The 19,161-nt window shown below is 60.7% G+C and carries 17 protein-coding genes and 2 pseudogenes; 6 read left to right on the forward strand and 13 right to left on the reverse strand.

Annotation, left to right across the window (positions count from 1 at the left end; translation table 11 throughout):
- Positions 1-182 precede the first annotated feature (182 nt).
- The 9 genes from ACYZT3_RS09570 to ACYZT3_RS09610 form a co-directional block, all read right to left on the reverse strand.
- Positions 183-1,349, reverse strand: coding sequence for an XdhC family protein (locus ACYZT3_RS09570; protein WP_282382946.1), 1,167 nt, complete (start codon positions 1,347-1,349; stop codon positions 183-185).
- 142 nt (positions 1,350-1,491) lie between these two features.
- A complete protein-coding gene (locus ACYZT3_RS09575) occupies positions 1,492-2,880 on the reverse strand; it encodes an amidohydrolase family protein (protein ID WP_462031959.1) in 1,389 nt (462 codons plus the stop codon).
- A 12-nt stretch (positions 2,881-2,892) separates the two neighbouring features.
- Entirely contained in the window at positions 2,893-4,233 is a 1,341-nt protein-coding gene (locus ACYZT3_RS09580; RefSeq protein ID WP_282382951.1) for a nucleobase:cation symporter-2 family protein, read from the reverse strand.
- A gap of 87 nt (positions 4,234-4,320) precedes the next feature.
- Positions 4,321-5,367 carry a CobW family GTP-binding protein gene (locus ACYZT3_RS09585; RefSeq protein WP_282382953.1) on the reverse strand — a complete coding sequence of 349 codons (1,047 nt, stop codon included), beginning with the start codon at positions 5,365-5,367 and terminating at the stop codon, positions 4,321-4,323.
- Positions 5,364-5,975: a UbiX family flavin prenyltransferase gene (locus ACYZT3_RS09590; protein WP_282382956.1), complete on the reverse strand. Its 612-nt coding sequence runs from the start codon at positions 5,973-5,975 to the stop codon at positions 5,364-5,366. Before ACYZT3_RS09590 ends, ACYZT3_RS09585 begins: the two co-directional genes overlap by 4 nt.
- Complete coding sequence (locus tag ACYZT3_RS09595; protein WP_282382959.1) at positions 5,972-7,357, reverse strand: UbiD family decarboxylase; 1,386 nt, start codon at positions 7,355-7,357, stop codon at positions 5,972-5,974. Before ACYZT3_RS09595 ends, ACYZT3_RS09590 begins: the two co-directional genes overlap by 4 nt.
- Before the next feature lie 133 nt (positions 7,358-7,490).
- The gene (locus ACYZT3_RS09600) at positions 7,491-8,396 is read right to left on the reverse strand and encodes an amidohydrolase family protein (protein ID WP_134418495.1); all 906 of its coding nucleotides are present in this window, start codon (positions 8,394-8,396) and stop codon (positions 7,491-7,493) included.
- Between the two features lie 4 nt (positions 8,397-8,400).
- Complete coding sequence (locus tag ACYZT3_RS09605) at positions 8,401-9,330, reverse strand: amidohydrolase family protein (protein WP_150732737.1); 930 nt, start codon at positions 9,328-9,330, stop codon at positions 8,401-8,403.
- Between the two features lie 267 nt (positions 9,331-9,597).
- Positions 9,598-10,488, reverse strand: a complete 891-nt coding sequence (locus ACYZT3_RS09610; RefSeq protein ID WP_462031960.1) for a LysR substrate-binding domain-containing protein — start codon at positions 10,486-10,488, stop codon at positions 9,598-9,600.
- A 118-nt stretch (positions 10,489-10,606) separates the two neighbouring features.
- On the opposite strand from ACYZT3_RS09610, the gene ACYZT3_RS09615 reads away from it, so the two are divergent.
- The 4 genes and pseudogenes from ACYZT3_RS09615 to ACYZT3_RS09630 all read left to right on the forward strand — a co-directional run.
- A complete protein-coding gene (locus ACYZT3_RS09615) occupies positions 10,607-11,071 on the forward strand; it encodes a (2Fe-2S)-binding protein (protein WP_282382980.1) in 465 nt (154 codons plus the stop codon).
- The gene (locus ACYZT3_RS09620) at positions 11,071-13,284 is read left to right on the forward strand and encodes a xanthine dehydrogenase family protein molybdopterin-binding subunit (protein WP_282382985.1); all 2,214 of its coding nucleotides are present in this window, start codon (positions 11,071-11,073) and stop codon (positions 13,282-13,284) included. The genes ACYZT3_RS09615 and ACYZT3_RS09620 overlap by 1 nt, the downstream gene beginning before the upstream one ends.
- 6 nt (positions 13,285-13,290) lie before the next feature.
- Positions 13,291-14,229, forward strand: coding sequence for a LysR substrate-binding domain-containing protein (locus ACYZT3_RS09625; RefSeq protein WP_282382988.1), 939 nt, complete (start codon positions 13,291-13,293; stop codon positions 14,227-14,229).
- Between the two features lie 117 nt (positions 14,230-14,346).
- A pseudogene (locus ACYZT3_RS09630) lies at positions 14,347-14,466 on the forward strand (quinohemoprotein amine dehydrogenase subunit beta); the annotation flags it as partial.
- 54 nt (positions 14,467-14,520) lie between these two features.
- Here ACYZT3_RS09630 and ACYZT3_RS09635 read toward each other — a convergent pair.
- Complete coding sequence (locus tag ACYZT3_RS09635) at positions 14,521-14,922, reverse strand: lysozyme inhibitor LprI family protein (RefSeq protein ID WP_462031961.1); 402 nt, start codon at positions 14,920-14,922, stop codon at positions 14,521-14,523.
- A gap of 60 nt (positions 14,923-14,982) precedes the next feature.
- A pseudogene (locus tag ACYZT3_RS09640) lies at positions 14,983-15,204 on the reverse strand (GFA family protein); the annotation flags it as partial.
- 244 nt (positions 15,205-15,448) lie between these two features.
- On the opposite strand from ACYZT3_RS09640, the gene ACYZT3_RS09645 reads away from it, so the two are divergent.
- Positions 15,449-15,937 (forward strand): SRPBCC family protein, encoded by a 489-nt coding sequence (locus ACYZT3_RS09645; protein ID WP_282382993.1) that lies wholly within the window; start codon positions 15,449-15,451, stop codon positions 15,935-15,937.
- A 577-nt stretch (positions 15,938-16,514) separates the two neighbouring features.
- Here the strand turns inward: ACYZT3_RS09645 and inhA are convergent.
- Complete coding sequence (gene inhA / locus ACYZT3_RS09650; protein WP_282382996.1) at positions 16,515-17,210, reverse strand: isonitrile hydratase; 696 nt, start codon at positions 17,208-17,210, stop codon at positions 16,515-16,517.
- 92 nt (positions 17,211-17,302) lie between these two features.
- Between inhA and ACYZT3_RS09655 the strand changes: the two genes are divergently transcribed.
- Entirely contained in the window at positions 17,303-18,286 is a 984-nt protein-coding gene (locus ACYZT3_RS09655; protein ID WP_462031962.1) for a GlxA family transcriptional regulator, read from the forward strand.
- Here the strand turns inward: ACYZT3_RS09655 and ACYZT3_RS09660 are convergent.
- Positions 18,255-19,157, reverse strand: a complete 903-nt coding sequence (locus ACYZT3_RS09660) for an alpha/beta fold hydrolase (protein ID WP_462031963.1) — start codon at positions 19,155-19,157, stop codon at positions 18,255-18,257. The genes ACYZT3_RS09655 and ACYZT3_RS09660 overlap by 32 nt on opposite strands.
- Positions 19,158-19,161 lie beyond the last annotated feature (4 nt).

The following is a 19,161-nucleotide window of genomic DNA, read 5'->3' on the forward strand; positions in this document are numbered from 1 at the left end:
CCGGCTTTTATGAAGTCACTGGCCTGTAATGTGCTTAATTACTTGGGCACTTTTTGGGGTATGGATTTTTTCAGACCATCCTTAGTTACTCGACTCACCCTTACGCTGGGCAAGACGATGGAACGATGCAGGCAAGAGCAGCTTCACGTGATTGCGGTCTTTTGATCTTCATTGAAAACACCTCAATTAACCGCTGCCGCCACCTCAAACTTTTCACACACCAACAAATCCACTTGATGAATTGGTTTGCTCCGGTGCTTCAGCATCCCGCCGTTACGCTGATTCAACGCTGCCATCATCTCCGCCAGAATCGAGAGCGCCACGCTTTCGGGCGCATCGCCGCCAAGGTCCAGGCCCATGGGGTAGTGCAGTTGTTGCAACGCATTCAGGACCGGAATGTGTTGGTGAATGTCGGTCAACAATCGCTCGGTCCGCTCTCGGGGGCCGAGTTGGCCGATGTAGGCCGGTGCGTCTTGCAGCAATTGGCCGAGCCAGTGACGGTCCTGTCGGTAGCTGTGAGTCATGACGGCCACCGCTGCCCCCTCGATCAACGGTCCGAGGACGAAGGGGGGGCCGAGGTTCGCGACGATTACCGCATCTGCCTGCGGAAAGCGTTCAGGTCGGGCAAAATGGCTGCGGCTGTCGATCACGCTGACATGCCAGTTCAACAACTTGGCCATGCGTACCAGTGGTTGGGCGTCGTGGCCGGCACCGAAGATCACCAGGCGCGGCGGCGGGGCGATGTACTCGAAGAATACTTCGACTTCGCCACGGGCGTCGGTGTAGAGCCGCAAGGAGGATTTTTTCTCGCTGAGTGTCTTGTGCAGGTCGTTGTGGATGGCCTGTTCCAGAACAGGGTGTCGAAGGCTGGCAGCGGCGTTCGATATCACCCGATCACCGACTCGAACCAATGCGTTGCGTGAGGTGGCAATGATGGTCGCCATGGCCGCAGGCTGCTGACGATCACGTACCTGGCGTAGCAGCTCAACGGCGGCTGAGGGCGTTTTCACCCGTAGGCGTTCGAGCATGACGAACACCGTGCCATTGCAGCCGAGGCCGAAAGTCAGGGCGCTTTGTTCATCGTCTTCATCCTCGGTGGCGCCGGTGCTGTAGCGGCGCACGACTGGTTCGCCGGTGTCGGTCAGCCACCAGGCTTTTTTGGCTAGGTCCTGTTCCAGGCAACCGCCGCTGACGGTGCCGATGGTGCGGCCGTGGAGGGGAATGAGCATGCGTGCGCCGGGGCGGCGGTAGGCTGAGCCTTCGACCTTGACCACGGTGGCGAGGATGGTTTCTTCGCCCTGACCGGCGGCGGTTTCGATGGCTTGCAGCAGATCATTTACGCCGGACATGTAATCTCATCCTCAGTCTAATTCCTGCGCAAGACACAAGCGGGCTTGCCCGCGATGACGGCGGAACATTCAACATCTCTGTTGCCTGACACACCGCTATCGCGGTCAAGCCCGCTCCCACAGGGGGTGTATTGGGGGGTGGTTAGTCATGCACGTTCATTAACTGCCGCACCCCGTCCCACGCCTCGGCGCGTATTTTCGCCAAATCCAGCCCCGGTATAACGCCGTCATCGACCACCACGCGGCCACCGACGAGGCTGTACCTCACGGTAATCGGTTCACCCGCTACCACCGGCGCCACGGCGACGTCGTGGAAGCCGAAGAACCGTGGATGATCTAGGCCATAGATCACCAGATCCGCCGCCTGACCGACTTCCAGCGTCCCAACCGCACCGAGCCCCAACACCTGCGCGCCACCGGCCGTCCCCCAATGGATCACGTCTTCGGCGGTGGTGGCCGAAGCCCCTTGCTCCGCTCGATGAATCAGCCACGCCGTGTGCGCTTCACCGACCATACTCCCGGATTCGTTGGACGCCACGCCATCCACCCCGAGGGAAATCGGTACGCCAGCCTCGTACATCTGCGGCACCGGAGCCACGCCGCTGCCCAACCGCGCGTTGCTCACCGGGCAATGAGAAATGCCGGTGCCGGTTTGCGCGAGCATGCGGATTTCCCCCGGTTGCAGATGCACCGCGTGGGCGAACCACACGTCCGGGCCGAGCCATTCGTGTTCGGCGACGAATTCCACCGGCAGGCAGTTGTATTTCTCGCGGCAGAAGTTGACGTAGTTCTGCGTCTCCGAGAGGTGGGTGTGCAACCGCAACCCAAGGCCGCGGGCGGTGTGGGCCAGTTCCCGCAGTAAGGTGGGTGGCAGCGAGAAGGTCGGTGTCGTCGGCGCCACCACCACTCGACGCATCGCATCGGGGCTGTCCTGGTGGTACAGCGATTTGAGCCGTTCGATGTCACCGACCATTTGGTCCAGCGTCTCCGGTTGCAGCGCGGTTTTGGAGAATCCCGGGTGAGCGCTGGCCGATTCCAGCGCACCACCCCGGCACAGTACAAAACGCATGCCGAACTCATCGGCCAAGTCGAACAGCAAATCACCGGTTTCGGTAGTGCCGTTAGCATGGTAGAGATAGTGGTGGTCGGCGCAGGTCGTCACCCCGGACAACAGCAACTCGGCCATGCCCAACCGTGCGGCGATCTGCGCCAATTGCGGAGTAAAACGGTTGAGGCGCGGGTAGGGCACGCTGGCCAGCCAGCCTTGCAAGTCTTGGTTCAACCCTTCCGGCACGGCTTTGAGCAGGTTCTGGAACAGGTGATGGTGGGTGTTGATCCAGCCCGGGTAGACCACCGAGTTGCGTGCGTCGATCACCCGTTCACCGGGTTGCGCTACGAGGTCCGCAGCCATTTCCGAGATGCGACCGTTGACGATGCGAATGTCCACGCTACCTGCCCGGGCACGCGGGCCGCGCAAACCGGTCATCACCGCCACCGGGTTTTTGATCAGTATGTTTTGAAGTTGAGTCATGGGCTTCTCCAGTCAGAGGCTGTGGGAGGCAGGCTTGGTGGCCGCACTGTCGGGAACGCTGACGCCGTTGAGCGCCGCGTTAAGCAGCACTGACACCAGGCAGGCGATCACCACGCTGCTGTGCAGGAACGGCTGGGACCACTCGGGCATTTGCTTGAACAGGGCCGGCGCGAGTACCGGCACCAGAGCCGCGGCGATGGTGAAACCGACGATCAGCACGTTGTAGCGGTTGCGCTCGTAATCGACCTTGGCCAGGGTTTGAATTCCGGCTGCCGCGACCACGCCGAACATGGCAATCCCGGCACCGCCGAGGGCGGCAGTCGGCATCGACGCGATGATCGCCCCGGCTTTGGGCACCAGTGCCATGGAACACATCATCAGCCCGCTGATTGCCACCACCCAGCGACTGCGCACTCCGGTCAGAATCACCAGCCCAACGTTTTCCATGAAGGCAATGAACGGAAACGCCGCGAACATCCCGGCGATGGTGCTCGCCAGTCCGTTTGCCCGCAGGCCGTTGATCACCTGTTTCTCCTCCACCGGTTTGTCGACGATGTCGCCGATGGCCACGAACAGGCCCATGGACTCGACCATCTGCACGATCATCACCACCACCATGGTCGCAATCGGGATCAGGCTGAAGGTCGGCAGGCCGAAATAAAACGGGTAGGGCACGGTGAGCCAGGGTGACCCCTGCACGCTGTGAAAACTGCCCATGCCCAGACCGTAAGCCAATGCGGCGCCGACCAGCATGCCGACCAATACAGCCATATTGCGCATCATCGGGTTGCCATAGCGGTTGACCAGAAGAATGGTCGCGAGCACCACGGCGGCGACGGCAAGGTACGCCGGCGCCCCGAAATTACTGGCGTTGCGGCCACCACCGATCCATTCATAGGCAATCGGGAACAGCTGCAAACCGATCACGGTGACGATGCAGCCGGTGACCACCGGTGGAAAGTACCGGCGCAATCGGCCCACGAACGGCGCGACGAGCATCGTAAAGATCCCCGCGCCGATCACCGCCCCGCAGACCCCGGCGAATCCAACCTCCGGATTAGTGCCGATGGCGATGACCGGGCCAACACTGCTGAACGCCACGCCCTGCAAGATCGGCAAACGCACGCCGAATTTCCAGAAGCCGACGGTTTGTAAAAGCGTGGCGATGCCCGAGCAGAACAGTGTGGTGCTGATCAGCACCACGGTGTCGGCTTGGGACATTTTCAACGCGCTGGCGACAATCAACGGCACGGCGATGGCGCCGATGTACGAGACGGCCATGTGTTGCAGGCCGAGGGTGAGCATTTGTCGGATCGGCAGAATCTGGTCTACCGGGTGCACGGCTGAAGTCATGGCGAAACTCCTCTTGCTGTTTTTTGTTGTAGAGAGGGATACCCGTTCAGTGTGCCCGGAGCCGCCATCCACCGGCCCCGGAGCCGTTTAGCCTGCCAGGCAGGCGGCAAAGCCATGGTTCAACGCCGCGCGGTCCAGGTCGCGGCCAATGAACACGATCTTGCTGGAGCGCGGTTCGGCGCCCCATGAAGTGGACGCGCGAAACTCGACCAGGCTGTGCACGCCTTGCAGCACGTAGCGCTGATCCTGGCCCGCGACCGCCAGCACGCCTTTCATGCGATAGAGGTTGTCGGCCTGTTCGGTGCGCAGTTTGCTGATCCAGCGGTGGAAGTCACCCAGATTCACCGCACCGTCCACGGCGATGCCGACTGACGACACGCTCGGGTCGTGGTCATGATCCAGATCGTCATGCTCGTGATGATGTTCATCGGCGTGATGGTCATGCTCAGAGCCAATCTCCATCAGCTTCTGAGTCGACTCAAAGGCACCGATGCCGAGGATCTTCGACAGGTCGATCTCGGCGTAGCTGGACGTCACCAGCTCTGCCGTGGCGTTCAATCCACGAATTTTGTCGCACAGGGCCGCCACTTCCGCGGCACTGACCAGATCGACCTTGTTGATGACGATGCGGTCAGCGCAGACGATCTGATCCACCGCCTGGTTATCGACGCCATCCAGTTGCAGGTCTTCCAGATGTTGAGCGATGTGCTTGGCATCGACCATGGTGACGATGGCGTCCAGTTCCACTTCATCGGCAATCGGGTCGTTGATAAAGAAGCTCTGCGCCACCGGGTACGGATCGGCCAAACCACTGGTCTCGATCAAGATGTGATCCAGCCGCACCGGGCGCGCCACCAGTTCGCGGACGATGCGCACCAGGTCCTCTCGAACCTCGGCGGTGCAGCACACGCAGCCGTTGACCATCTCGTAGATTTCTTCGGTCTCAGAGCTGAGCACCAGGTCGCCGTCGATGCCGACTTCACCGAACTCGTTTTCGATCACGGCGATTTTGCGGCCGTGGTTTTCCTTGAGGATGTAGTTGAGCAGGGTGGTTTTGCCGGCGCCGAGAAATCCTGTGAGGATGGTCACCGGGATCTTGCGGTTCGGGGTCGGGGCGTTGAATGGGCTGTTCATGCGAGCTCCTTCATGGTTGCGGAATGGCCGGTGGCCGATGGGCTGGGTTCACCCCAGCGCAGCGCGGTCCCGGCGTCGAGGCCGAACAGGTCGAGGACACGGCCGAGGCTGTGATCGACCATTTGCGAAAGGTTTTGCGGGCGGGCGTAGAAGGCCGGCACCGGTGGCGCGATGATCCCGCCCATTTCGGTGACGGCGGTCATGTTGCGCAGGTGGGCGAGGGTCAGCGGCGTTTCCCGGGCCATCAACACCAAGGTCCGGCGCTCTTTCAATGTGACGTCGGCAGCGCGACCGATCAGCCCCGAGGAGGAGCCGGTGGCAATCTCCGCCAACGTGCGCATGGAGCACGGCGCGACCACCATGCCCAGGCAACGGAACGAACCGCTGGCGATCCCGGCAGCCACGTCGTCAGCCCGGTGGTAGTGGCTGGCCAGCGCGGTGACGTCCGCCAGTTTGTAGTCAGTTTCATGGGCCATGGTCAGCAGCGCGGCGCGGCTGATGATCAGGTGGCTTTCGATGTTCAGCTCAGCCAGCAACTCCAGCAGGCGCACGCCGTAGATGAAGCCCGACGCGCCGCTGATGCCGACCACCATGCGCTGGCGGTTCATGATTGAACGCTCTTCAGCAGATTGCGCGCCCGCTCGACCACGTCTTGATCCAACTGCGCCTTGATCCCGTCGAATCCCGAGCCTCGCGTGGCATCCAGGCCCATGCGCGAGGTGGTGCCGTTGACCGAGGACGACGGATCGAGCGGACTGCCGGGCAAACCGTCGATGACGAAAATATCCTGATGCGGCTGAAAGTGTGTGGCCAATGCCCACAGCACCTGGCTGTCGTCGCTGATGTCAATGTCGCTGTCCACCGCGATCACGGTTTTCAGGTACGGGTCCCAGCCGAGCAGGGCGAGCATGATCTGCCGCGCCTCGCCGTCGCGGCTTTGATCCAGCGCCACGTAGCAATGAAAGTGCGTGCCGGAGTTCGGGTAGTGCACGGCGGTGACGGCGGGGAAACGTGCCTTGAGTTTTTCGCTCATCTCCGCTTCCCGTGGCAGCCGCGCCAGAGTCAGGTGTTCGGCGTACCGTCCGCCGACCACGTCCACCAGCCAGGCGTCCTTGCGGCGCATCAGGGTGTCGACGCGCAGCACATTATTGGTTGAACGGTCCGAGGAATAGCCGCTGAACTCGCCGAACGGACCTTCCTCGGCATAGGCCGTCGGGTCGATGGCGCCTTCCAGCACAAACTCCGCGTAGGCCGGCACGCCGATGCCATAGCGCGGAGTCTTGACCAGTTCCAGCGGTGCGCCAAATAGGCCGCCAGCCACCGCGCGTTCATCACTGCCAAACGGCAAGCGTGCCGCTGCCGCGAGCATGAACAGCGGATGCGCGCCGACCACCATCGCCACGCGCAATTCTTCGCCGCGCTCGCGAGCGGTTTGCAGCATGCGCCACAAGTGACCGCGTGAATGCAGGCTGGTGGCGAGGGTCTGCCGGGCATGGCGCATCGAACGGTGATAGCTCATGTTGGCGATGCCGGTGACCGGGTCCTCGGCAATGATGATTGCGTTGGTGATGTACGGCCCGCGATCGCTGTCGAAGTGCTTGAGCATCGGCAGCAGCGCGAGGTCCACGGCTTCGCCTTCAAAAATCTCGTCGAGTACCGGGCCGGTTTCGACGTATCGCGGTGGAATCGGGTGGTTGGCACGGGCCTGGAAAGTTTCGTGCAACTGTGCCGGGCTGACACCGAAGATCCGTGCGATACGGGTCCGGGAAGCGAACAGATTGGTAGCGACTTGCACACCGAGGCTGCCAACCTTCTCGCAGATCAGCAGCGGGTCGCGACCTTGGGTGGCCAGGGCATCGACCAGGGCGGTGACGTCCTGATCGGCCGACAGCGATTGGTGAACGGTCAGCACATCGTCCGGGTATTGTCGGCGATAGGCGTCGATGAAATCGTGGAAGTCCTGGGTATCGCCGAGCGTAGAGAGGGTCATGGTTTCACCTCGTAAAAAGCAGGCGCGCAGGGCTGAGGGCGACGTTCGATCGACAAGCCGTTGGCCTGCCGGTCGATCGAACTCCGGTTCATCTGTACGCCTGTAAAGTCGCTGTGCTCTGGTTTTAAAACGTTTAGAGGTAGGTCGTGGTCAGACGAATGTCCGCCTCGATCAGGTCCTTGGGTGGCGGTGTCGGTTCGATACCGCACAACCGGGCAATGTTGTTGCCCAGGTAATCCTCAAGGTGATCCTCATCAATCCCCAGGCCTTGCGGCGCTGGCGAACACAGGACTTCGAGTTCGCGCAACCACATGCCCGGTTCGTTCGGCGGCGAGTCGGTGCCGAAGACGATTTTGTTGCGCGGCAGTTCCTTGGCGAACTCGACGATCCGCGACTGGAAGCACCAGCCGGATTCGCAGTACACGTTCGGCGTGTCCATGGCCATCCAGAACGCTTCGAACGAGTAGTTGCCGCCGGTCTGGATACCGAAGTGGCCGATGATGAAGTTGACCATCGGGAACTCGCGGATGATCGGGTAGAACATCGTCGGGATGGTGTACGGGCCATCACCGGTGTGGATCAACACCACGATGTTGTACTTGGCGCAGACTTTCATCGCCGGGCGCAGCCAATCGAGTGCGCGGTCCGGGCGATAGCCGTGCATGTTGGCGTGCAGCTTGAGCATCTTGAAACCGTATTCCTTGATGTGGAATTCCAGCTCGGCCGCACCGTTTTCCGGTCCCCAGCGCGGATTGAAGTTGAAGTTGCCGATGAAGCGATCCGGGTACTTCATGCACAGCTCGGCGATGTACGACATGTAGTCGCGCACGCCTTCGCGGCCCCGCCGGTTGCCGTCGCGATAACCGGTGTTGCCCGGTGGCGGCTGGATGAAGCCCATGTCGATGCGGCGCGGTTTGCCGTTGATCATGTACGGGCCGTCCATCAGCTTGAGCATGCGCTCGCCGGTAAACGGTTCGCCGGTGTGGCGCCAGGCCTCGTCGACCAGGTTAGTGGGGTGCAGGTGGGTGTCGATAATCATCGGTTTAGCTCCTGGCCAATTGTGTGGTGACAGGGCGCTTGAGCTGCGCCTCGGCTTCGGACACGGAACGTGGCGGCGGGGTCGGTTCGAGGCCGATCATCCGTGCGGTGTTGTTGCCCAGGTATTCTTCGAGGGTGTCCTCGTCGAGGTTCAGGCCTTGGGGCGGCTCATGACAGAGCACTTCCAGCAGGCGCAGCCACATGCCCGGTTCGTTTGGCGGGGTGTCGGTGCCGAACAGGATCTTGTGGGTCGGCAGGACCTTGGCGAACTCGACGATCCGCGATTGCAGGCACCAGCCCGATTCGCAGTAAACGTTGGGCAATTCCATCGCCCATTGCATTGGCTCGAACACATAGACGCCACCGGTCTGCACCCCGAAGTGCGCCATGATGAAATCGACGTTGGGGAATTCCTTGATCATCGGCACCCATTCCGACGGGATGCTGTAAGGCCCGTCGCCGGTGTGCAACTTGACCGGGATACCCAGCTCAGCGCATTTCTCGAAGGCCGGGCGGACCCAGTCCAGCGCACGGTCCGGGCGATAGGCGTGCATGTTGGCCTGCATCTGGACCATCTTGAAGCCGTGTTCCTTGACGTAACGCTCAATCGCCTCGACACCGTTTTCCACGCCGCAGCGCGGGTTGTAGACGAAGCAGCCAATGAATCGATCCGGGTAGGTCTGGACCATCTTCAGCGTGTAAGCCATGTAGGCATCGATGGATTCGCGTCCGCTGAGGTCGCCGTCGGTCCAGGTGTAGATGGTGTTGCCTTGTGGCGGCTGGATGAAGGCTTTGTCGATGCGGCGAGGTTTGCCGTTGACCATGTACGGGCCATCCATCATCTCCAGCAGACGCTCGCCGGTGAACGGGTCACCGTCATGCCTCCAGGCGAGGTCCACCAGGTCGGTGGGATAGCAACTGATATCGATGATCATTGAAGTCGATCTCCTGATAGCGGGGAAGGGAACCTTGCGGTTCACAGCAGCCACGTCCCGGGTAATCGGCCATTTCTATGCGCACTGCTGCGCATTCCCTCGCCTGGTCGCATCCGGCTCGGGACGCTGGCTGCTTGGGAGGAAGTATTGGAAGGGGGGATCGGGTTCGTACAATATTAATTGGGCGGGGTGTTGATATGTGTTCGATATGGGGCAGGGTTTGGTGGTGGATGTGCCGGCGCCATCACGAGCTTGTTCACGATGGCGTCAGTCCAGTGTTTGCCGAGCCAACTGGCGGATCACTTCAACCACCGGCGCCACCCGCTCGGCCTGCCCTGGTGGCCACACGGCGTAGAGGTTGTAATGCGCGGGAATCTGCGCGTCGTTCAGCTCCACCAAACGCCCCGCGCGCAACGCATCCGCCGCGAGCAAACCGCGCACCAGCCCCGCGCCAACTCCGGCTTCGGCCGCTGCAATCAGGTTGGCCGCATTATCGAAAACCACCCGCGCATTCGGCTCGGTCGACGCCATTGCGGCTGCATCCAGCCAGGGAATCCACGAGCGCCGCGTATACCCCAGCAGCGGTAATTCCAGCACCTGCGCCGGCGTGATCGGCACCTGCAATCCATAGCGCTCAAGCAACGCAGGTGAAGCCACCGCAGTCACTCGATCACCACAGATCTGCGTCATCTCGCAGTCTTCCCAATCGCCATACCCGTAGCGCAACGCCAGGTCTACGCGCTCGAACGAACTGCGATCCGACCGCGGCATCGACAGCAATACCACTTCATGGGCAGGCAACAAATCGAGCAGTTCCGGTAGCCGTGGATTGAGCCAGCTCTGGGCCAATTCACTGTCGACATCAAGGGTCAGCCGTTGCGCGACGCTGCGGTTTTTCACCGAGGACAGCGCCCGGTCGATCTGCGCCAGGCCGTCGGACAGCACGCTGGCAAACAATTGCCCGGCATCGGTCAGGTTACTGCCGCCACCTTCGCGTACGAACAGCGGCTGGCCGATGAAGTCTTCCAGGCTGCGGATCTGCTGGCTGATAGCGCTGTGAGTCAGGTCGAGTTTGCGCGCGGCACTGGAGAAGCTTCCGCTGCGCGCGGCCTGGATGAATGCACTCATGGACTGCACTGACGGGTATCGCTTGTACATGCTGTTAGTCCTACTTACACAGGATGGCAGAAATCGTCGCTGGCCCGTTTTTGCGCGGACTCCCAATAATCGGCGACCAGGCCTGCACAAAGACGGGCCGCTCTCTTGGAGCCTGACAATGATCGAATTCACGGTAAACGGCGAACGACACGAGCTGGTAGAGCCATCGCCCTCCATGCCCTTGTTATGGGTGTTGCGAGACCACTTGAAACTCACCGGCACCAAGTTCGGTTGCGGCATGGGCCTGTGCGGTGCCTGCACCGTGCACCTGGACGGTGTCGCGATACGTTCCTGCCAACTGCCGGTCGCCGCCGTGGCGGGGCACAGCATCACCACCATCGAAGGCTTGTCACCCACCGAACAGCATCCGCTGCAACTGGCCTGGGTTGCCGAAGATGTCCCGCAATGCGGTTACTGTCAATCCGGGCAGATCATGTCCGCGGCCGCGTTGCTCAACACCGGTGCGACAATCACCGATGACTCGATCCGCAACGCCATGTCCGGCAACGTGTGCCGCTGCGGCACTTACGGGCGAATCAATAAAGCCATCAAGCGCGCAGCTGCTGCGCCGAAGGAGGCGTGATGACGTTTATCGACGACACACAGATCGAACTGCCGCGCCGTCTCTTTCTCAAGCAGGCTGCCACGGTTGCCAGCGGCCTGGCAATTGCGTTTTATCTGCCCTCAGGCATAGCCGCGACGGACCCGAAAGCACCTGCGCCTGCGGGTGAATTCGAGCCCAACGCCTGGGTTCGGGTATTGCCCGACGGCACGGTGAAACTGGTGGTGCACAAACACGATTCCGGCACCGGCACCCACACCGCATTGGCCGCTTGCGTGGCTGAGGAACTGGACGTCAACCCGATGACCGTGCAAGTGATATCGCCGGAAAATCCATTCTTTGAAACCTATATTCACCCGATATGGAAAGTCTTCTCGACGGGTGGTAGCACCAGTGTTTCGCTGGAATACGATCGCCTGCGAATGGCCGGTGCCACGGCGCGCGCACTGCTGATCACTGCGGCGGCCAAGCAATGGAAAGTCAGTCCCGACAGTTGCACAACCGAAGAGGGCCGGGTGGTGCATTCCGCCAGCAAACGCAGCCTGGGTTACGGTGAGCTGGTGAGTGTTGCCGCGAAATTGCCAGCACCGGCCAAGGTCACTCTGAAGGACCCGGCGCAGTTCAAATACATCGGTAAGTTGCGGCATAAACGGGATGCAGCGGCCAAGGTTTGCGGGCGCTTCAAGTACAGCATCGACGTGGTGTTACCGCAGATGCTGGTGGCGGTGATTCAACGCACACCAGTGGTCGACGCGAAAGTGCTGGCGGTGGATTCCAGCGCCGCGTTGCAGGTGCCGGGAGTACGCAAGGTGATCGCGATTCCGGGCCGGCCCGACGTACTCGGTGGTAACCAGGAAGGCGTCGCCGTCCTGGCCGATAACTACTGGGCCGCCCATCAGGGTCGCGAGTTATTGAACGTGCAATGGAGCGACTCGCCCCTCGCCGGGTTCGATAGCGATCAACTGGCAACGGCGCAAGCAGCGGCCATCGACGACAAGGCTGCGCAACGGGTGTCCGCGATGGCGGCGGGGGATGTCGCCGCGCAATGGCCGAAAGCCGCGAAGCTGCTCGAAGCCGATTACCTCATGCCGTACAAGGTGCAGAACCCGCTGGAACCGATCTGCATCACCGCCGAGGTGAAGAATAACGCCATCACCTACTGGGGCGGCGTTCAGGTGCCATCTTCGGCGCTGGAGGCTGCGCAAAAGGTGTGCAAGATCGCCAAGGATAAGGTCACCATCAATGAGTTGGTGTCCGGCGGCAGTTTCGGGGCGCGGGAGGCCAAGTACTGGTTGTTCGAAGTGGCATACCTGGCGCAGGAGGCCAAGGTGCCAGTCAAGTTGATGAACAGCCGTGAAGACGAAATGCGATCGCTGTTCATGCACCCGGCGACTCTGCATCGAATCAAAGGTGCGCTGGATGCTCAGGGCAAACTCACGGCGTTGAAACTTGACGCGGTCTCACCGGCTTCGCCGGAACAGTGGGAACCAGGCTATTTCGAACGCCCCGACCACATGGACTACAGCACCACCGAAGCCATCACCGCGTGGGATTTTGCCTATCGCCCGGCGAATCTGGACCTGGTCTGGGTCAAGCATGAAAGCAACGTGCCCAGCGGCTGGTATCGCTCGGTGAGCTTCATTCCCAACGTGTTCGCCGTGGAAAGCTTCATGGATGAACTGGCCCACGGTGCTGGGCAGGATCCATTGGCCTTTCGCCTGGCCAACATGCACGGTCGCCCTCGGCACGTCGCGGTGCTCAAAAGCGCCGCCGAACGCGCCGGTTGGGGCCAGCCGCTGCCGGAAGGCACAGCATTGGGGATTGCTACCAATCAGGGTTACACCAGCTTCATCGCGGTGGTCGCCAGGCTTTCGAAAAAGGACGGTGTGATCAAGGTCGATAAGCTCACCTGCGTGGTCGATTGCGGCCTGGCCGTGTCGCCGGGCGGTGTCGAAGAGCAGATCTACGGCGGCCTGATGTGGGGCCTCGGTCACGCGCTGTTCGACCGTATGGACATCAAACAGGGCAGGGTGGTGCAGAGCAACTTCCATGACTATCGGGTGACCCGCATGTCTGACATGCCGGCGGTGGACATCCTGGTGCTGGACGGTGAGCCGAGCAAACCCGGCGGCGTCGGTGAGCTGGGCAGCCCGTCGGTGGCCCCGGCCATCGCAAATGCACTGTTCAGCCTGATCGGAGTGCGCCAGCGCTCGACGCCACTGACCCTGGGGTAAGCCGTCATGGACCTGCGATTGCTGCGGTATTTCATGGCCGTTGCTGAAGAGCTGCACTTTGGCCGGGCTGCCACGCGTCTGCACATCTGTCAGCCGCCGCTGAGCCAGCAGATTCGTCTGCTGGAAGAGGAACTGGGTACGCCGCTTTTCGAGCGCAGCCATCACCGGGTCGAGCTGACGGCGGCTGGACAGATGCTCAAGGAACAGGCGCCGCTGGTGTTCGAACAACTGAACCGCGCGCTAGACCTGACTCGTCAGACCGGTCGAGGTCAGTTGGGCGAGCTGGAAATCGGCATGATCAGTTCGGTGATGGTTGGCGTGCTGCCGCGGGCCTTACACCTCTTCCGCGAGCGCTATCCTCAGGTGTCCTGGCGTCTGCATGAAATGACGCCGGCGGCACAGGTCATGGCGTTGAAGGAGAAACGCATCGATGCCTGTGTGTTCCGGGTCGGCTATGACGATCTGCAGTTGCGCAATGAACTGTTGATCTACGAGCCGATTCGCGTGGTCATGCCTGTCGACCATCCCTTGGCACGGCGCGAAAGCCTGGCGCCGGCGGACCTGGCACAGGAGCCTTTTGTGGCGCTGGAACTCAAGCAGTCGCGGTTTGCCGATTTTCTCTTTCAGTGCTGCATCAAGGCCGGGTTTACCCCGCAAATTCGCCAGCAGGTGATCGAGGTTCAAACCTTGCTCAGCTTGGTGCGGGCTGGTTTCGGCGTGGCGTTGTTGCCAGCGTCCATCGAGCAGATGGCGCCAGCCGGGCTGGTGTTCCGCCGCCTGACCCCAGCATTGCCGGAAGTGCCGCTGTACGCCACTTACCGCGCAGACGATGACTCGCCGGTGCTCAAACTGTTTCTCGATACACTGCGCGAACTAGTCCTGGAAGAACGCGGTGGCCGCCCCTCAACGATCTCCCAGGAGCTGCCGAAGGCTGCGATCTTTTGATCTTGCCCTAAACCTCCCAGCCTCTCCTCGCCCTGCTGCGGCTGCCGCATTCAGACTGATAACCCGACCAGCCCGGCAATCGCAAGACGATGCGGTCGCACGAAGCTTTAGAACCAGCTGGCCGGGACGTTTAACGATGTGGCGATTTTTGATCCCGAGAGCATGAAGCAGATTGGCAGCATCAAGTTTCCGGGTAGGGATATGGCGATCACGACTGCGCAACTATTTGTTCGGTAGCTGCGGCGCCTGAGCTGACGCCTTCGCGAGCAGGCCCTTAAAGGCACCGAATCATCAAGCACCGGGCACCGGGCAACTCAAATCCCCCTCCTGACACTTCAGATAATTCTTGAAAGTCTCAACCCGCGCCTTGGTCAATTCAGTAACGCAGCTGCTGTAGATCAGCGCAAACACACTCCCGCCTTCCATACCGGCGCTCGAGAACTTGCACTCGGCATCCCGAAACGCAACCCACGAACGCTGCGCCCCGATCAGCAGTTTTTTGCTTTCGGGGTTGCTCTTTAAACGCGCATTGATCTGCTGGTAAAGCGTATTTAACTCCTTATCCGCCGCCTTGTGCTGCTGCGCCACGCACTGATTCATCGCGGCCTGATCGGCGGCGTTGTCGCAGTCCACAGCATAAGCAGCGGTGGTGAACAGCAGAGGCGTCAGCGCCAGAAAAAAACGTGGGTGCATGGGGAGTCTCGTTGTGACGTGGAAAGTTGAGGTGCAGTGTAACGCTATGTATTGGCCTGGCTACGCCTGCCATTCAGGGTGATTTTCGATCGGCTCGTAGTTGAGCCACGGCACATCAAGTGACGTCCAGATATGGGCCTGCGGCGTCATTTTCGGGTCATCGTCCAGTGTTGCCACACGAACAATGACGTGGGGTTGGGCCAAGCGCTCAGCCATCAAATGTGAACCGCAGACCGAACAGAAATGCCGAAGCTTGCCCGGCGACGATTCATAGCTGCTCAGATGGGGCCATGAAGGCTATTCATGATGTTTCCCTGAGGGCATGAGTGAGTGTGGGGCTAATATTCTTGTCTGGTTTGCAAACGTTACCAGCTTCAGCCCGCTGACTCTTGTCTTCAAACCGTTGCTCAGGGGCAGAAAGGCAGCCGAACATTTCCTACTGGGTTGATTGCGATACCCGATTGATACAACTTTAGGGTTGGTCTTGTGGTCTTACAGGCCTACTGTTCAGTACAGGAGGTGACTTATGAATCCAGCATCAGATCGCATCGAAAGGAAGATCCTGCTCAAAACGCCGCGTTCGCAGGTCTGGCGCGTGCTGGCCAATGCCGAAGCCTTCGGGCAGTGGTTTGGCGTGGCGCTGGAAGGCAAGCGTTTTGTCGCCGGTGAATGGACCCAGGGGCAGATTACATATCCCGGATATGAGCACCTGCTGTGGAATGTGCTGGTGGAGCGAGTCGAGCCGGAACGGGTGTTTTCGTTTCGCTGGCACCCGTATGCGATTGAGCCCGAAATCGATTACTCCCAGGAGCCCACCACGCTGGTGAAGTTCGAGCTCGAAGACATGGATGAAGGCACGTTGCTCAAGGTCACCGAGTCCGGTTTCGATCACATTCCTCAGACGCGCCGGCTCAAGGCGTTCCGCATGGACAGCCGCGGTTGGGATGAACAGATGAACAACATCGAAGAGTTTCTCAAAGTCAGTGCCAAGGAACGCGAGCGCCAGGAAGAGTGATGGCTGCAAGTTCGAACCCAATTCCGACTTATGCTGCCGAAGGTCAACTGCAGGCCGCTGAGCTCGAGGCCTCTATGCTTGATGCCTGACCTGTCTAAGGGTTTTCGGAAGGCTGGCTATAGCGAATGTCTTACACGCGATGGTAGCTATGTCGTCTATTGCACATTGGATCCGAAGCGTAATCTAGCCTTATCAACCGAAGCACAGGAAGTGCTCGGGATCACGGATGATCGACCATAAGCAAGGAATCGCTACCGACAGGGAGTCGTAATGGTCTTGGAAAAACCCGCTTCGGCGGGTTTTTTTTCGCCTGCTGAAATTCGCTTCAGGACCCGAGTAGCCGAAGGCTTACACCCGCTGACGGGTATGTCGTCTTTTGATGCGGCACCGATGTGTTTAATCTGGATTTATCAACTGAGTCGCAGGATGCACTCAGGATCACGGATGATCGACCATAGGCCCGGATGGCTGCTGACAGGATGTCGCAATGGTCTTGAGAAACCCGCTTAGGCGGGTTTTTTTGTGGGCGATGGAAAGTCCTCGATGCAGCCGGGCGCTGGCAGCACCGAGGAACGGATCAACGTACTGACGCCCGATCAAGTTTCGCCGCAACACGCTCGGTAATTTCTGAGCGCAGTTTCAACGATCCGGCAGCACGTTTCCGTGCTTCCTCCAGCACGCTGACCGGTGCTGTCTCAGGACTGCCCGACGCAAACGGCGGTGCTGGGGCATATTCCAGCTGCAACTGCACCAGCTCTGCCGTGTCCTTATCGAACAACTCCGCGGCCAGCGTCAGAGCAAAATCGATGCCCGCCGTGATCCCGCCACCGGTCAGCAGATTACCGTCGCGCACCACTCGATCCTTCACCGGGATCGCACCCAAAGGCGCCAGCAATTGGTGATAGGCCCAGTGAGTGGTGGCGCGCTTGCCTTTCAACAGACCCGCCGCGCCGAGCACCAGCGCGCCGGTGCAGACCGACGTGATGTAACGCGCGTTGGCGGCCTGAGCCTTGATGAAAGCCAGTGTCTGTTCATCCTCCATCAATGGCCCGACGCCGCTGCCGCCGGGGATGCAGATCACATCCAGCGGTGGGCAATCGTCGAACGTGGTGGTCGGTTTCAGCACCAGGCCCGTGCTCGCGGTGACCGGCATCAGGTCCTTCCAGATCAAATGCACCTTCACGTTCGGCAGCGAGGCCAGTACGTCGTAAGGGCCGGTGAGGTCCAGTTGCTGAACCTGTGGAAACAACAGAAAACCGATCTGCAACGTCATGGCATTTTTCTCATGAAATGGGGGTAGACGACTTCACTTTAGGTTCGTAGGATTTGGCGTATACGCCAATAACCCCACGAATTACGCCAATCATGCCGAAAACCATTCACGTACTCGCCTTTGCCAATGTGCAATTGCTCGACGTCACCGGGCCATTGCAGGTGTTCGCCTCGGCCAACGATATTGCTCGCCAGAAAGGCTTGCTGCCGCCTTACGCGCCGACGGTGATTACCAGCGGCGGCGGGGCGGTAAAGTCGTCGGCGGGGTTGGTGCTGTTAACCGAACCGTTGCCCGAGGGGGGGAGTGACACGTTGATCATTGCCGGTGGCTGGGGTGTTTACGACGCGGCGCAAGACCCACCGTTGGTGGCTTGGGTGCGTGAACATGCGGCGGGGTGTCGGCGGGTATCGTCGGTGTGCACCGGGGCATTTTTGCTGGCGGCCAGCGGCTGGCTCGATGGCCGGCGGGTGGTCACTCACTGGACCCGTTGCGAGCAGTTGGCGCAGAAACATCCGCTATTGCGGGTCGAACCCAATCCTATTTTCATCAATGACGGCCCGGTCTGGACCTCGGCCGGGGTCACCGCCGGCATCGACCTTGCGCTGGCGATGGTTGAAGAAGATCTTGGCCGCACGATGGCCCTGGAAGTCGCCCGGCAACTGGTGGTGTTCCTGAAACGGCCCGGCGGCCAGGCGCAGTTCAGCGTGACCCTCTCTTTGCAAAAGGAGGGCAACCGTTTCGACGAACTTCACGCCTGGATCAGTGAAAACCTCACCAAGGATCTGGGCATCCCGGCCCTGGCCTTGCAGGCGGGCATGAGCGAACGCAGCTTCGTGCGCCATTACCGCGCCGACACCGGCCAGACGCCAGCGCGGGCCATCGAGCTGATTCGGGTCGAGACCGCCCGACGCTTGCTCAGCGACACCGGAGTGCCGATCAAACGGGTGGCGGTGCAATGTGGATTCGGTAGCGAAGAGACGCTTCGGCGCAGTTTTCTGCGGGCCATGGGCGTGACCCCGCAGGCCTATCGCGAGCGTTTCAGCGTCAGCCCTCCAGCAGATCCAGTAACGCTCTGACCGTTGCCTCCGGCGCCTCTTCGGGAATGTTATGCCCGACGCCCACCAGCACTCTCCGCTCATAACGCTCGGTGAAATGGGCGATGTCTTCGTCTAACTCCGGTGCCGGTCCGACGCCATCGTCGGCCCCGCACAGGGAAATCGTCGGTACGCTGATCGGCGGCTGTCGGGTCAGCGCTTCTTCGATCCACTCCAGTGCCGGGTCGCCGGGCGCGTACATGAACCGATGGCGGTAGGAGTGAATCACCACTTCGACGAAATCCGGATTATCGAAGGCCGGTGCGCTTAACGGATACAACTCAGGGCCTTTGCTCCAGGTGGGTGACCACAACGTCCAGAGCAATTCGCACAAGGCTCGGCGATTTGTCGTCAGGCCTTCGACGCCGCGTGGTGTGTGGAAGTAGTACTGATACCAGAGGCGGTGCTCGGTTTGCGGGTCCAGCGGTTCGGTGGAATGGGGAATGTTCTGAAGGTTGTAACCGTCGCCGGTCACCAGGCAACGAACCCGCTCAGGCCATAGCGCCGCCACGATGCACGCCGCCCGACCGCCCCAGTCGTAGCCGCACAGGGCGGCTTGTTGAATGGCGAGGCCGTCCATCAAATCCAGCAAATCCTGGGCGAGCGCGGCTTGTTGTCCGGAGCGCAGGGTGTCGGGGTTGTTGAAACGGGTCGGGCCGTAACCGCGCAGGTAGGGGACGATGACGCGGTAACCCTTTGCGGCGAGGGCTGGGGCGATTTCGTCGTAGGCGCGCGGGGAGTAGGGGAAGCCGTGGAGGAGGATGACGGGGTCGCCGGTGGTGGGGCCGTGTTCTTCGTAGGCGAGAGACAAACTTGGAGTTTTGGTGAAGTGGATCCGCGCTTCATTGTTCATTCGA

The organism is Pseudomonas sp. MDT1-16, assembly GCF_054898115.1.